General features: G+C 39.1%; 10 protein-coding genes. 8 read left to right on the top strand and 2 right to left on the bottom strand.

The genetic code is table 11. The features are described 5' to 3' along the window. Positions 1–1,137 (top strand): mannitol-1-phosphate 5-dehydrogenase, encoded by a 1,137-nt coding sequence (locus LPC09_RS21995; RefSeq protein ID WP_231308293.1) that lies wholly within the window; start codon positions 1–3, stop codon positions 1,135–1,137. Positions 1,138–2,101: 964 nt separating this feature from the next. Then, positions 2,102–3,280 (top strand): IS256 family transposase, encoded by a 1,179-nt coding sequence (locus tag LPC09_RS21990; RefSeq protein WP_231308292.1) that lies wholly within the window; start codon positions 2,102–2,104, stop codon positions 3,278–3,280. 634 nt (positions 3,281–3,914) lie between these two features. Here LPC09_RS21990 and LPC09_RS21985 read toward each other — a convergent pair. Then, positions 3,915–5,207, bottom strand: a complete 1,293-nt coding sequence (locus tag LPC09_RS21985) for an aminotransferase class I/II-fold pyridoxal phosphate-dependent enzyme (protein ID WP_098798946.1) — start codon at positions 5,205–5,207, stop codon at positions 3,915–3,917. Positions 5,208–5,429: 222 nt separating this feature from the next. On the opposite strand from LPC09_RS21985, the gene cls reads away from it, so the two are divergent. Together cls and manA are read left to right on the top strand one after the other, a co-directional pair. Further along, positions 5,430–6,881, top strand: a complete 1,452-nt coding sequence (gene cls / locus LPC09_RS21980) for a cardiolipin synthase (protein ID WP_231308291.1) — start codon at positions 5,430–5,432, stop codon at positions 6,879–6,881. A gap of 78 nt (positions 6,882–6,959) precedes the next feature. Beyond that, positions 6,960–7,907 (top strand): mannose-6-phosphate isomerase, class I, encoded by a 948-nt coding sequence (gene manA / locus LPC09_RS21975; protein ID WP_098798944.1) that lies wholly within the window; start codon positions 6,960–6,962, stop codon positions 7,905–7,907. A 149-nt stretch (positions 7,908–8,056) separates the two neighbouring features. Here the strand turns inward: manA and LPC09_RS21970 are convergent, their stop codons facing one another. Continuing rightward, positions 8,057–8,902, bottom strand: a complete 846-nt coding sequence (locus tag LPC09_RS21970) for a TetR/AcrR family transcriptional regulator (RefSeq protein ID WP_231308290.1) — start codon at positions 8,900–8,902, stop codon at positions 8,057–8,059. Between the two features lie 184 nt (positions 8,903–9,086). On the opposite strand from LPC09_RS21970, the gene LPC09_RS21965 reads away from it, so the two are divergent. From LPC09_RS21965 to LPC09_RS21950, 4 genes are all read left to right on the top strand, one after another. After that, positions 9,087–12,275, top strand: a complete 3,189-nt coding sequence (locus LPC09_RS21965) for an efflux RND transporter permease subunit (RefSeq protein ID WP_231308289.1) — start codon at positions 9,087–9,089, stop codon at positions 12,273–12,275. 1,234 nt (positions 12,276–13,509) lie between these two features. Then, on the top strand, positions 13,510–14,130 hold the full coding sequence (locus tag LPC09_RS21960; RefSeq protein WP_231308288.1) for a DUF47 domain-containing protein: 621 nt from the start codon (positions 13,510–13,512) through the stop codon (positions 14,128–14,130). Positions 14,131–14,143: 13 nt separating this feature from the next. Beyond that, the gene (locus LPC09_RS21955) at positions 14,144–15,142 is read left to right on the top strand and encodes an inorganic phosphate transporter (protein ID WP_231308287.1); all 999 of its coding nucleotides are present in this window, start codon (positions 14,144–14,146) and stop codon (positions 15,140–15,142) included. A 64-nt stretch (positions 15,143–15,206) separates the two neighbouring features. Then, entirely contained in the window at positions 15,207–15,383 is a 177-nt protein-coding gene (locus tag LPC09_RS21950) for a hypothetical protein (protein WP_231308286.1), read from the top strand. Positions 15,384–15,573: the final 190 nt, after the last annotated feature.

The following is a 15,573-nucleotide window of genomic DNA, read 5'->3' as shown; positions in this document are numbered from 1 at the left end:
TTGAAGGCGATTCACTTTGGTGCCGGTAATATCGGACGCGGCTTTATCGGCCTACTTCTTCATCAATCTGGCTATTCTGTTAAATTTGTGGATGTAAATGAAGCATTGATCGATGAATTAAATAAGGAGAAATCATATCGTGTGATGCTAGCAAACGAAGAAAAACAGGAAACTGTTGTTGAAGGAGTTTCAGGCATTAACAGTCAGCAATCTCCAGATGCAGCTGTGGAATCAATATCAACAGCTGATATCGTAACAACTGCAGTTGGTCCACATATCTTAAAATTTGTGGCCGCTTTAATTGCAGAAGGCTTGAAAAAACGTAAGGAAATCGGTGGGGTAGCACTTAACATCATTGCTTGTGAAAACATGGTTGGTGGAAGCAGTGAGCTTAAAAAGCATGTGTTAGAAAAGCTGAATGAAGAAGAACAAGCATGGGTGGAAGAACATATCGGCTTCCCGAACTCTGCAGTAGATCGTATCGTACCAAATCAAAACAACGAACGTCTTTTAGATGTCCTTGTTGAGCCATTCCATGAATGGGTGATTGATTCTACACAAATCAAGGGTGTACAGCCGAAAATTGAGGAAGCACTTTTCGTTGAAAACCTTTCAGCATATATTGAACGTAAACTGTTTACGGTGAACACAGGGCATGCTGCAACTGCTTATTTAGGTAACTTGGCAGGTCTTAACACCATTGCTGAAACAATTGCGAACGACAATATGAAAAAAGATGTATTAGGAACACTTGGTGAAACAGGTAAGGTGCTAGTGTCAAAATACGGTTTTGACGCAGATCAGCATCAAACGTACATTGAGAAAATCATCGGTCGCTTTGCCAACCCATATATTGTCGATGATGTTCAGCGTGTTGGAAGAGCACCAATTCGTAAGCTTGGACCGAAAGACCGACTTGTGGCACCAGCATTAGAATTCTTAAATGAATTCAATGAAGTGCCAGAGAACCTTGTAAAGATTATGGCAGCGGCATTACAATTCGTATCAGAAGAAGATCAGGAATCTTTAGAGCTGAAACAAAAAATAGAAGAAAAAGGTGCAGCAGCTGCATTTAGTGAAATTGCAGGCTTAGCTATGGATCACCCATTGGTTGAGAAGGTAGCGGAGAAATTTTAATCGTATTTTGAAAAAGTAAGTGTCGCCACTTGAAGATGGCGACACTTTTTTGTCTTTTGGAGATGTTTATTCTTGTTGAATGATTAATTTTTTATTCCGATTCTGGCGGTATCGGGACAAACGCTAGTGCTACGAGTGGATTTCTGTCCCGATACAGGGGGTATTGGGACAAACGCCAGAGCTATGAGTGGATTTCTGTCCCGATTCAGGAGGTATTGGGACAAACGCTAGTGCTATGAGTGAATTTCTGTCCCGATTCAGGAGGTATTGGGACAAACGCCAGAGCTATGTGTGGATTTCTGTCCCGATTCAGGAGGTATTGGGACAAACGCTAGTGCTATGAGTGGATTTCTGTCCCGATTCAGGAGGTATTGGGACAAACGCTAGTGCTATGAGTGGATTTCTGTCCCGATTCGGAGGGTATATGGACAAACGCCAGAGCTATGAGTGGATTTCTGTCCCGATACAGGGGGTATTGGGACAAACGCTAGTGCTATGAGTGGATTTCTGTCCCGATTTGGAGGGTATCGGGACAAACGCCAGAGCTATGAGTGGATTTCTGTCCCGATACAGGGGGTATTGGGACAAACGCTAGTGCTATGAGTGGATTTCTGTCCCGATTTGGAGGGTATCGGGACAAACGCTAGTGCAATGAGTGGATTTCTGTCCCGATTCAGGAGGTATTGGGACAAACGCTAGTGCAATGAGTGGATTTCTGTCCCGATACAGGGGGGATTGGGATAAACGCCAGAGCTATGAGTGGATTTCTGTCCCGATTCGGAGGGTATATGGACAAACGCCAGAGCTATGAGTGGATTTCTGTCCCGATACAGGGGGTATTGGGACAAACGCCAGAGCTATGAGGATTAAGTCCGTATAATTGTGTAAAAACAAAAAGAGTCAAATTAATTCCTTTTGGTCACAATGGTTATCAGCGACGAAAAACCTTGTGGAGGAATTAATTTTGACTCAATTTCAGTTTAACCTAAATCTTGACAATTTAAAAGAATCTGTAATGAATTCTGATATTGATGCTGTCATCAAAGCTTCAATCGTCCTTGTGTTAAATTCTGTGATGGAGAAAGAACGAGATGACCACTTACAGGTTGGAGCTTATGAACGTTCTTCTGAACGTTTTGATTCTCGAAATGGCTACTATGATCGTGACCTTATTCTAAGTATTGGTAGAGTAAGTTTAAAAGTTCCTCGTACACGTAAAGGAGACTTTTCACCATCCGTCTTTGAAAAATATGCACGGTGTGACCAGGCGTTTGTCCTTTCTATGCTTGAAATGGTTGTAAATGGAGTTTCTACTCGAAAAGTAAAGAATGTTGTTCAGCAGCTTTGTGGAGAAAGTGTTTCAAAATCGTTTGTATCTTCCCTCACAGAAAAGCTAGATCCAATCGTACAGGCATGGGCAAATCGCCCGTTAAATACAATCTATTATCCTTATATCTTCGCGGACGCCATGTATATCAAAGTTCGTGAACATAATCGTGTTGTGCCTAAAGCTGTTTATATCGCGACTGCCATAACGGGAGATAACCAACGAGAAGTACTAGGTATAAGAGTAGATCATGTGGAAAGTTATGATGCATGGAAGGCATTTCTTCTACACCTTCAATCACGAGGTGTTCAATCCCCTAAACTATTCATAACCGATGCACACGCTGGCCTAAAGAAGGCTCTAAAAGAGGTGTTTGTTGGAACTGTTTGGCAACGCTGTACAGTCCATCTAAAGCGAAACATCTTTAATGTGATGCCAAAGAAAGGGATTGAAGAAGAAAAACTAGGGTTAAAGAGAATCTTTGAGGCTGTCAGTGTTGAAGATGCACGACAATTTAAAGATGAATTTATTGAACGTTTTGGAGAAAATCCTAAGATCGAGAAAGCCATTCAAACATTAGAGGATGGCTTCGAAGATGCCGTTCAATACTTAAATGAACCAGTTAGGTTTCAACAATTTATAAGAAGTACTAATTCATTGGAACGCCTCAATCAAGAGGTTCGAAGAAGAGAACAAGTTATCCGTATATTTCCGAATACTCAATCTGCATTTAGATTGATAGGAGCTGTTCTTATGCAAGTCAATGAGGAACAAGCAAAGAAGCAAATTACAAGAGGGAAACCAAGAAAAATGTAGGCCAAAACCACTATCAAAATCTAGTGGTAATTCCTAATTTCGAATTGACATTGAGCCTCCAGCGGGCATGATGTTAAGCCAGGAAGCCAGGAGTTTTACAACCCCTGGCTTGCCCTCCAGGCTATCATGCCCGCCCCTCAATGTAAATTCGAAATAATTCTTGCTTACTATACACGTTTTAAATAAGTTGAAAACCATTGTTGACACTTTTACACAAGAATATGGACTTGACTGCTATGAGTGGATTTCTGTCCCGATACAGGAGGTATCGGGACAAACGCCAGAGCTATGAGTGGATTTCTGTCCCGATACAGGGGGTATTGGGACAAACGCTAGTGCTATGAGTGGATTTCTGTCCCGATTTGGAGGGTATCGGGACAAACGCTAGTGCAATGAGTGGATTTCTGTCCCGATTCAGGAGGTATTGGGACAAACGCCAGAGCTATGAGTGAATTTCTGTCCCGATTCGGAGGGTATTGGGACAGGAACCTGTTCGAACGTGTTATACCTTAGAAATTCCGAATACATACAATGTATCTATGCTTCAAAACAAGCACAAAAAAACCCTCACCTATCCAATCTAGGATGTGAGGGTTTTCGACAAACTTCGGGAAGTGACAGGCACCATAAAAACCTACGCTAAATCCGCAGCTCCCTGTGCAATCAAATCAAATAGTTCTTCGATGTCATCTGCTTCTACGCATGAGAAGGCGATGCGAAGGTCTGTTGAGTTGATTGAGATGGTTCCTACTCCGTATTTGTCTAGTAGGTGTAGGCGGAGTTCTTCGGCATCGATTCCGTTAAGTTTTAGGCACATGAAGTAGCCAGAGTTGAATGGGTAGTAAGTCCAGTATTTTTGGTATTCTTCTTTTGCCAAAACTTCTTTTGTTTTATCTGCACGACTTTTCATCAATGCAAATTTTTGTTCTTTTTCTACCGCGAATTCATTTGATTTTAGTGATTCTAGAATCAATGTTTGAGATGGGTGAGAACTGCTTGAGATGGTTCCTCTGATTAGCCCTTTTGTTTTTTGCTCGAGTGCGTTTAAGATCGCGGCACTTTTGCTTGCATATGTGATGAATCCAACACGGAAGCCCCATACATAGTTTTCTTTTGTTGCACCGTCTACTTTTACAGCTAAAATGCGTTCGTGAGTATCTGCTAAGTAGCTGAAAATGGATTCTTTCATAGAATCTTCATAGAATAAGCCGAAATATGCATCGTCAATTAAGACAACAACATTTAAGCCTTCCTCTGCAGCTTCTGTTAAAACTGCGGCAATTTCTCTTGCTTCAGACTCAAGTGGTGTGTAACCAGTTGGGTTGTTCGGGAAGTTTAAAAGAACAATAACTTTGCCAGAAGATTTCTGAGCAGAGATTGTTTCTTTTAATGCTTGAGTATTAAAGCCGTTTTCTGCATTAAATAATGGGAATGTCACAACATTTGCACCACGGCGAACTTTGAATGTTAAGTTGTAGTTACCCCAGAATTTATCAGGCACAATAACCGGAGTGCCTTCATCAGCGAATAAGTCAGCAACAATACTTAAACCGTGTGTTAAAGCGTTTGTAACGATTGGCGAACCAACTACATCACTGTTTACACTTGGGTTATCTTTTAAGATTTTTTCTTTCCATACTTTTCGTAATTCTTCTTTCCCTTGCGGTGGGGCATATGGATACAAGTCTTTTGGTGCTACACGATCTCCAAAAAGGTTTTGCAAGTGAGTGAAATGCATTGGTTGATTGCCTTCTGTTGCAATTCCGATTGTTGCATTGAAGCGGTGAGCTTTTTTGCCTGCTTCAGCTGATTGACTTAAAATTCCCTTTGGATAGAACATTTCCTTTCCAAGCTGGGATAACATATGATAGACATGTTCATTATCTTCTTTGATTGCTTGGTTTAAAGCTTGTGCTAATTCATTCATGATCCTATCTTTTCACCTCTATGGGAAATAATATTTTGAAAATTCATTAAGAAGTATTTTAACATAGTGAGGGTTGTTCTCACAGTGGTTATTACATATTAAATTGAAATTTCTTAGACATTTCTTTTTTTGAAGAAAATTAACACTAAAACATACAACATTTACCATTGTTTCACGATATACTATGTGTGAAAAGATCATTTGTAGATGAGAGGAATATACATGAATATTGTATCAATATTGCTTGGATTTATTATTGTTTTGAATATTTTATTTGCGATTGTGATGATTTTTAGAGAAAGAAGAGATGCGCCGTCTTCATGGGCGTGGTTGCTTGTTCTCTTTTTTATTCCGGTTTTAGGATTTGTGCTTTATCTTCTTTTTGGTCAAAATTTAAGTCGATACCACATGTTTCAATGGGAAGACCGGAAAAAGCTTGGAATTGAAAAACTGTTGGCCAATCAGCTTGAAGATATACGCAAAAATACATTTGCTTTTCAAAGTGAAACGGCAAAGCAGCATAAGCAGCTGATTAATATGCAGGTTATTAACAATGATGCGGTGTTAACAGAAGATAACTCTGTTGATATTTTTACAGATGGAAATGAGAAGTTTTCCCAATTGTTCAAGGATATTGAAGAGGCGACCGATCACATTCATTTACAATATTATATTTTGAAAAACGGAGAACTTGGTAAAAAGCTGGTTGCGGCTTTAACGAAGAAGGCAGCCCAGGGTGTTAAAGTAAGAGTTTTATATGATGATCTTGGCTCGAGAGGATTAAGAAAATCGTTTTTCAAAGAGCTTCGTGCTGCAGAAGGAGAGGTGGAGGGGTTTTTTCCTTCAAAGCTAAGATGGATAAATTTGCGTTTGAATTATCGTAATCATCGGAAGCTTGTCATTATTGATGGTAAAACAGGGTATGTAGGTGGCTTTAATGTGGGTGACGAATATTTAGGGCTTGATCCTTCATTCGGTTACTGGCGTGATACACACTTAAGAATTCAAGGAACAGCGGTACATGCGATTCAAGCAAGGTTTATTCTTGATTGGAATCAAGCAACAGAAAAGCGGACAATTGCTTATTCACAGGAGCTTTTCCCTGAACCTGTTACGGCAGTTGGAAACAGCAGCTTGCAAATTGTGACGAGCGGTCCTGATTCTGAATGGGAACAAATTAAAAATGGCTATATCAAGATGATTTCTACCGCAAAAAAATCCGTTTGTATTCAAACACCCTATTTTATTCCTGATGCTAGCCTGCTTGATGCGTTAAAAATAGCCTGTTTATCAGGAATTGAAGTGCAGCTTATGATTCCGAATAAGCCTGATCATCCATTTGTGTACTGGGCCACCCTTTCATATGTTGCCGAATTATTAAATTCAGGTGCAAAGGTGTACATATATGACAATGGTTTTATTCATGCCAAAATGATTGTAGTAGATAATGAAATTGCCTCAGTTGGAACAGCAAATATTGATGTAAGAAGCTTCAAATTGAATTTTGAGGTAAATGCGTTTATTTATGATGAAGATCTTGCTAGAAAGCTATCAGAAGAGTTTCAACATGATGTTTTGCAGTCAAGGGAGTACACACTAGAAGCTTATCATCAACGTTCGAAGACCATTCGTTTTAAGGAATCTGTTTCCAGATTGCTATCTCCTATCTTATAATGAAAATAAGCCCTTTTTACTATTTGTCTGTTTTTTAATGAGTGTAATTACGAACTAGTATGATAAGGAGGAAATTGTGTGGTAGAGCTACTAAAATTAAAGCCTGTTTTTAAAGAACGAATTTGGGGTGGAACAACATTGAGAGATTCCTTCGGGTACGATATTCCGAGTGAACATACTGGAGAGTGTTGGGCAATTAGTGCACATCCTAATGGAAATAGTACCGTTCAAAATGGACTCTTTGCAGGAAAGGAATTAAGTTGGCTATGGGAAAACCACCAAGAGCTTTTTGGACATATAAGAGGCGATCGCTTTCCTCTATTAACGAAAATACTAGATGCTAAAGCAGACTTAAGTGTACAAGTTCATCCGGACGATACATATGCGAAAGAACATGAAAATGGCGAACTAGGCAAAACAGAGTGCTGGTATATTATCGATTGTAAAGAAGGAGCCGAAATGATTTTTGGCCATCATGCCCGTACAAAGGAAGAGCTGGTCACGATGATTCATTCTGGTCGTTGGGAGGACTTGTTAAGAAGAGTGAAAATTAAGCCGGGTGACTTTTTTTATGTTCCAAGCGGGACCATTCATGCGTTATGTGAAGGAACACTTGTGTTGGAAACACAGCAAAGCTCTGATACAACTTATCGTGTGTACGATTATGACCGTGTTGATCAAAATGGTGAGAAAAGAGAGCTGCACCTATCAAAGGCTATTCAAGTGACAACTGTCCCAGACGATGTGAATCAAGTAAAAACTCATATTGAAGAAAATAGATCAACGATGATTACGACATTTGTAAAAGAAGAGTACTTTTCTGTTTATAAATGGAATGTTGTTGATGAATATAAACATAAAAAAGAAGCACCGTTTCTCTTGTGCAGTGTAATTAATGGACAAGGGTCTGTAAAAACAAAGGAAGAAACACTTTCGCTTCAAAAGGGTGACCATTTTCTAGTAACAGCCAATACAAAAGAAATGATCGTAGATGGGACACTTGAACTGATTGTGTCGCATACATAATCGAGTCTCCTTGCTTAAGGGGATTTTTTTATGTATGTTTGCAACTGTGTTGAAGGAAGATTCAGGGGAGGGAACAGATCGCGAAAATGAAACGATTGGATGAATGTAAGGGAAATTGGGGAAGAGCATGGCTCATCCCTTTTTCTATTTTACAGCTTAAAGTAGTGCTCAATGACAGAATTTAATTCTTCTAAACCAGGGGCGTTTTTTATATTGCTTAACATTCCTTTGATCACGGGTAAACGCGGTGAATCTCCCTTTATTTCTTCTTCAATTACATCTAGTGTGATTAAAAAAGCTTCATTATCAATCTTATTTTTCACCAGTGAAATTTCTCTGACTAAATCCTCCTTCGTTAACTCCGGGTATTGCTCTGTTAACTGACAGACAAATTCATCTGATAATATTGGTTCTTCATCTGATTTTAAGTAGCCTTCTACTAAATCATCAGCTCGTCTTAAAACAAAGACTGCAAACTTCTGAAGATCAAATTGTCCTAAATCAAGAATAATCAGTTTTAAATACGATTGAACAATACCTTGTAGAATCATATTTAAATCGAAAATATAACGGTCAATTTTTGAGCCATAAATAGCGTGAAGAGATCTATGATAAAATCTCCCAATATTTTGAGTCATTTTCTTAATAAAGTCCTCAATCTCAGAATTTATTGGTATTGCTTGTTCACGTGTTTGCATAATAATAAATTCTTTGTTTTTTTGAATTTCTTCTAGCTGAGTTTTTAGCTGAAGAACAAATGCATCACGAGGGGATAAATCTTTAATCGGTACGGAATCGACTTTAGATTGAATTAATTGAAATTGATACTTAAATGCTGCCAGAAGTAGGGCATCCTTCGATTTAAAGTATAAGTAAAAAGCGCCTTTTGAAATTCCGCAAGCATCAACAATTTCTTGAATCGATGTAGCGGAATATCCTTTTGTGGCAAAAATACTAACGGCGGCCTCAATAATTTTCTTTTCCTTTTCCTTCATTTTGACCTCCTTACTACAAAAGACTTAGCCTCTATATTGAGTTTTTTATAGCTTGATATAAAAACATTTACAAAAAAATTAAAGTTTATTAACAAAATGTTCGTTGACTCTGACTGACTAGTCATTTATATTATTAATTATTGTGACCCGATAGTCAATTAGATTCTAAAAAATGGAGGATGTTATGAATAGCATAATTAATTTTGTATTGAAAAACAAATTTGCTGTATGGCTGCTTACAATAATTATAACAGTAGCTGGGCTATATTCCGGATTAAACATGAAGCTTGAAACAATCCCGAATATTAATACCCCGATTATTTCAGTTACAACCATTTATCCAGGGGCTACTCCTGAAGAAGTCGCTGATCATGTCACAGAACCAATTGAAAAGATTGTTCAAAATTTAAATGGAGTAAATGTTGTTAGCTCAAACTCTATGCAAAATGCATCATCGCTTCAAATCGAATACGGATTTGAAAAAAATATGGATGAAGCTGAAGATGAATTAAACGATGCATTAACGGATATTGAACTTCCTGATGGCGCTAATGAACCTGGCGTTTCAAGAATTAGTTTAAATGCATTTCCTATTTTAGCATTAAGTATTGCGAATGAAGATCAATCACTTGCAGAGCTTACCACTGTTGTTGAAGACGAAATCATCCCTGCTTTAGAAGGGGTTGAAGGTGTTTCTTCTGTTCAAGTATCTGGACAACAGTTAGAGGAAGTATTGTTTACTTTTAAAGAAGATAAAATAACAGAGCTAGGTTTAGATACAGAGACAGTAAAAGGTCTTATTCAAGGCTCTGATGTTAATTTTCCATTAGGAGTTTTAACATTAGATGAAACAGAAAAATCTGTGGTAGTTGATGGAAACATTACAACAATTGATGATTTGAAAAATATTGAAATTCCAGTTATGCCTTCGGCGCAAGGAAATCAACAGGCAGCAGCACAAGGTGGTCAATCGGCTGATATGACCGCTCAGTCACCACAAACTGGTGCGGGCCAAGCCCAAGCCCAAGCCCAAGCACAAATGTCTGCTAAGATCGAATTGCCTACTGTGAAACTTTCAGAAATTGCTGATATCGAATTAGTTGGAAAGGCAGAGTCGATTTCTCGTACTAATGGGAAAGAAGCAATCGGTATTCAAATTGTAAAAGCATCAGACGCTAATACAGTAGATGTTGCCAACGGTATTGAAGAAAAATTAGCTGATTTTGAAGATGAAATTGAAGGTCTTGATGTTGTTTATACACTTGACCAAGCAACACCAATTGAAGAGTCAGTTGGGACAATGCTAAGTAAAGCACTATTTGGAGCACTTTTCGCGGTTGTTATTATTCTCTTATTCTTAAGAGATATTAAATCAACATTAATCTCAATTATTTCAATTCCGTTGTCATTATTGATCGCAATTATCCTGTTAAATCAAATGGGTATTACGCTGAACATGATGACACTTGGTGCGATGACTGTTGCGATTGGTCGTGTTGTTGATGACTCGATCGTTGTTATTGAAAATATTTACCGAAGAATGTCACTTAAAGGTGAACAATTAAAAGGTAAGGCATTAGTTCGTGAAGCAACAAAAGAGATGTTCATACCAATTATGTCATCGACAATCGTTACGATCGCGGTATTCTTACCGTTAGCGCTTGTAAAAGGAATGATCGGGGAACTATTCTTACCATTCGCATTAACAATGGTATTTGCGCTTTTAGCATCATTATTAGTTGCAATCACAATTGTACCAATGATGGCGCACAGTTTATTTAAGAAAAATTTATATGGTGAAAGCAAAAAATTAAAGCAACATGACGAACACAAACCAGGCAAAATGACAGGTGCTTATCGTTCAATTCTAAATTGGACGTTGAACCACAAGATCATTACCTCCTTGATTGCGATTGCTATGTTAGTAGGAAGTTTATTCTTAGTTCCGGTTATCGGGGTTAGTTTCTTATCATCTGAAGAAGAAAAAATGATGATCGTTACGTACAAACCAGAGCCAGGTGAAACAAGAGAGCAAGCAGAAGAAGCAGCTTTAAGTGCTGAAGAATTCTTCTTGGATAGAGAACATGTGAAAACAGTACAATATTCACTTGGTAGTGAAAACCCAATGAATCCTGGTGATACAAACAGTGCGATGTTCTTCATTCTTTATGAAGATGACACACCTGAATTTGCAGAAGAAAAAGAACAAGTTGTTGAAGATTTAATTGAAGTAGCAGCTGGTGGGGGAGAATGGGCTTCACAAGACTTTGCTTCAATGGGATCTAGCAATGCAATTACAATGTATGTTTATGGCAACAGCATGGAAGACATTGAGCCTGTTGTAGCAGATATCCAAGAGATTATGGAAAACAATGATTCTCTTAAAAATGTAGAATCAAGTATGTCAGAAACATATGAAGAGTACACATTTGTAGCTAATCAAGAAGAGTTAAGTAAGTACGGATTAACAGCAGCTCAAATCGGTATGGCGCTTAACCCAACAAGAGAACGTCCAGTATTAACAACAGTTGAAAAAGACGGTGAAGACCTAAATGTGTATCTTCAAGTTGATGAAGAAACGTATGAAAATGTTGATGATTTAACAGAAAAAACCATTCAATCTCCACTTGGAACAGGAGTGAAAATTGGTGATGTAGTTGACGTACAAGAAGGTGAAACATCAAATACTGTCACAAGACGTGATGGAAAAATCTATGTTTCAGTTTCAGGTGAAATCACAACAGATGATGTTGCAAAAGTTTCAACAGATGTTCAAACAAAGGTAGACGATTTAGAACTTCCGTCAACAATTGAAGTAAATATGGGTGGGGTATCAGCGGACATCCAAGAATCATTTACTCAATTAGGTTTAGCCATGTTAGCAGCGATTGCGATCGTTTATCTGATCTTAGTTATCACTTTCGGTGGAGCACTAGCACCATTCGCGATTCTGTTCTCCTTACCGTTTACAGTAATCGGTGCTCTTGTCGGCTTATTAATTGCTGGTGAAACATTAAGTGTTAACTCAATGATTGGTGCTCTAATGCTGATCGGTATCGTTGTAACAAACGCGATTGTATTAATTGACCGCGTAATCCACAAGGAGAAAGAAGGCTTAAGCACACGTGAGGCCATTTTAGAAGCGGGTACAACTCGTCTTCGTCCAATCCTCATGACAGCAATCGCTACAATCGGTGCCCTCATCCCACTAGCACTAGGACTAGAAGGCGGCGGGATGATCTCAAAAGACCTTGGTGTAACGGTAATTGGTGGTTTAACAAGTTCCACGTTATTAACGCTTGTTATAGTGCCAATCGTATATGAAGCATTAAGCAAGGTGCGTCGTAAAAAAACGTTAGTTGAAGAAGAATAAAAATAATAGGGAACCTAGCACATTTGTGTTGGGTTCTTTTTTAGTTTGTGCTCTATTAACAGGAACTGAGTGTAAATTGCCCAAATCGCAGGAATAATTGCTATTCACCCGGGAATCGAGACAGGAATAAGCGCCAGCCCCCGATAGGAGTCCCGATTGTCCTTGAATCGAGACAGGAATAAGCGCCAGCCCCCGATAGGAGTCCCGATTGTCCTTGAATCGAGACAGGAATAAGCGCCAGCCCCCGATAGGAGTCCCGATTCTCCTTGAATCGAGACAGGAATAAGCGCCAGCCCCGATAGGAGTCCCGATTGTCCTTGAATCGAGACAGGTATAAGCGTCAGCCCCCGATAGGAGTCCCGATTGTCCTTGAATCGAGACAGGAATAAGCACCAGCCCCCGATTGTAGTCCCGATTGTCCTTGAATCGAGACAGGAATAAGCGCCAGCCCCCGATAGGAGTCCCGATTGTCCTTGAATCGAGACAGGAATAAGCGCCAGCCCCCGATTGTAGTCCCGATTCTCCTTGAATCGAGACAGGTATAAAAGCCAGCCCCCGATAGGAGTCCCGATTCTCCTTGAATCGAGACAGGAATAAGCGCCAGCCCCCGATAGGAGTCCCGATTCTCCTTGAAACGAGACAGGTATAAAAGCCAGCCCCCGGTTCGAGTCCCGATTCCCCCTGACTCGAGACAGGTATAAGCGCCAGCCCCCGATTGTAGTCCCGATTGTCCTTGAATCGAGACAGGAATCAGCGCCAGCCCCCGATTGTAGTCCCGATTCTCCTTGAAACGAGACAGGTATAAAAGCCAGCCCCCTATTCGAGTCCCGATTCCCCCTGACTCGAGACAGGAATAAGCGCCAGCCCCCGATTGTAGTCCCGATTGTCCTTGAAACGAGACAGGAATAAGCGCCAGCCCCCGATTGTAGTCCCGATTGTCCTTGAAACGAGACAGGTATAAAAGCCAGCCCCCGGTTCGAGTCCCGATTCTCCCTGACTCGAGACAGGTATAAGCGCCAGCCCTCGATTCTAGTCCCAAATATACCAAGAGAAGAAAATCTATTCCTCATACAATCGACTAATTTAGACAAATGTCGACGAAAATATTTTCCAACTATCTAGCATAATAACCATTGAATAAGCTACAATACGAGTAAACTTGATAAATTTGTCATGTTTTTATATTTACATACGTATCAATAAATAAGGACAAGGTTTCTTGGGGGAATAAACGGTGTTTTCAAAGGGTAAAAAAGATAAATTTTCAGAGCTTTTATTAAAAATGACAGACAATCTTAAATCAACAACACAGTATTGCATTGAGCAAAACATTTCAAATCATCATGAGTTACAGATTTTCTTAGAAGCAATAAAAGAGTATGAATCAACAGGTGATGAGCTCATTCAAACGATTACGAGAGAGCTTAACCAAACGTTTATCACGCCAATCGACAGAGAGGACATCCTTCAACTTGCGATCGATATCGATGACGTACTAGACGGTATTGAACATACTGCTGCACTTTTTGAAATGTATTCCGTCACAAATGTAACCGAGCACATGAGAAAATTCGTGAACATTAACCATCAATGTGCCGTAGAAATTTCATTAGCGGTTACATGCTTATCACAGAAAAAATTACAAGCCATCTCACCGTATTCAATAAAGCTTAAAGAACATGAAACAAATAGTGATAATTTACTTCGTACGGCTGTGAAAAATCTGTTTGCTACCGTAAAAGATCCGATTAAAATCATTCAGTATAAAGACATCTATGAATCTCTCGAGGGCATCGTTGACAGCTGTCGTAAAGTGGCAAATACACTTGATAGCATTGTGATGAAAAATGCGTAAGGAGCCGAGCTAGATGGAGATGACCTTACTAATTACATGCTTCATTGTCGTAGGCGCTTTAGCTTTTGATTTTATCAATGGATTTCATGACACGGCAAATGCGATTGCAACGAGTGTTTCAACAAAAGCGCTTAAACCAAGACATGCGGTCATTCTTGCAGCTGTTATGAATTTTATTGGGGCACTTACGTTTACGGGTGTGGCAAAGACGATTACAAGTGGGATTGTGGATCCATTCACATTAGAAAATGGATCTGTTGTGATCTTATCAGCCCTTGTCTCTGCAATCGCATGGAATTTGATTACATGGTATTACGGAATACCGAGCAGCTCTTCACACGCAATTATTGGATCAATTGTTGGGGCAGCAATTGCCGCGTCTGGCTTTGGAAGTATTAACTACTCAGGATTTACAAAAATTGTTCAATCACTGCTAATTTCACCAATTCTAGCATTTATCGTTGGATATGTTGTGTTTAGTCTCTTTAAAGTGCTGTTCAAAAATCACTCGCTAACAAAATCGAATAATCGATTTAGGAGAATTCAAATTTTAACCGCTGCTTTTCAAGCTTATACACATGGGACAAATGATGCCCAAAAAGCAATGGGGATTATCACATTAGCTCTTATTGCCAATAACTATCATCAAACAATGGATATTCCGTTTTGGGTACAATTTTCCTGTGCTTTAGCAATGGGATTGGGTACATCTATTGGTGGATGGAGAATTATTCAAACGGTTGGAAACAAAATTATGAAAATCCGACCAGTTAACGGGGTTGCTGCAGATCTGTCGTCTGCTTCAATTATTTTTGCAGCAACTTATTTTCACCTACCTGTTAGTACAACTCATGTGATTTCTTCTTCTATACTAGGTGTAGGTGCTTCAAATCGGGTAAAAGGAGTTAATTGGGGTACAGCCCAAACAATGATTTTTACTTGGGTGGTAACACTGCCCGCAGCTGCTATTTTGGCAGGAATTGTCTATTACTTTCTTCAGTTCTTCTTGTAATTATTGAGAATGTTTCCCCTCGTCTCACATATAAATGTGTACAAGGAAGATTGGGGGAGATAAAATGGATATCTTATTTTTAATTGTAAGCTTATTATTATTAAGCTTTATCACAGGAATGCGCATGCTGATTTCTATATGGGGCAAGAAATATCGTTATACCACTGCATGGAATTTAGTTGATTCAAAGAATGAACGAAATAATGTGAGAAAACGAGCGGTTAGGAAATATGGAAGATAAGCAGGAGTATTTTACTTCTGCTTTTTTCTGTAATAAAAAATGGGAAGCTATCGTTAATACTTAGTCATTTGTGTATGGTTTTTAAGTGAAAAAGTGAAAAAAGCATACGTAAACGAGAAATGTGTATGCTTTTGCATAGCTAGTCAGGTTAACATCATTCGCAATATCCAGAAAAAGGGAAATTTAATAT

The organism is Metabacillus sp. B2-18, assembly GCF_021117275.1.
Lineage (GTDB): Bacteria > Bacillota > Bacilli > Bacillales > Bacillaceae > Metabacillus.
This window is presented reverse-complemented; position numbering and strand designations above follow the sequence as displayed.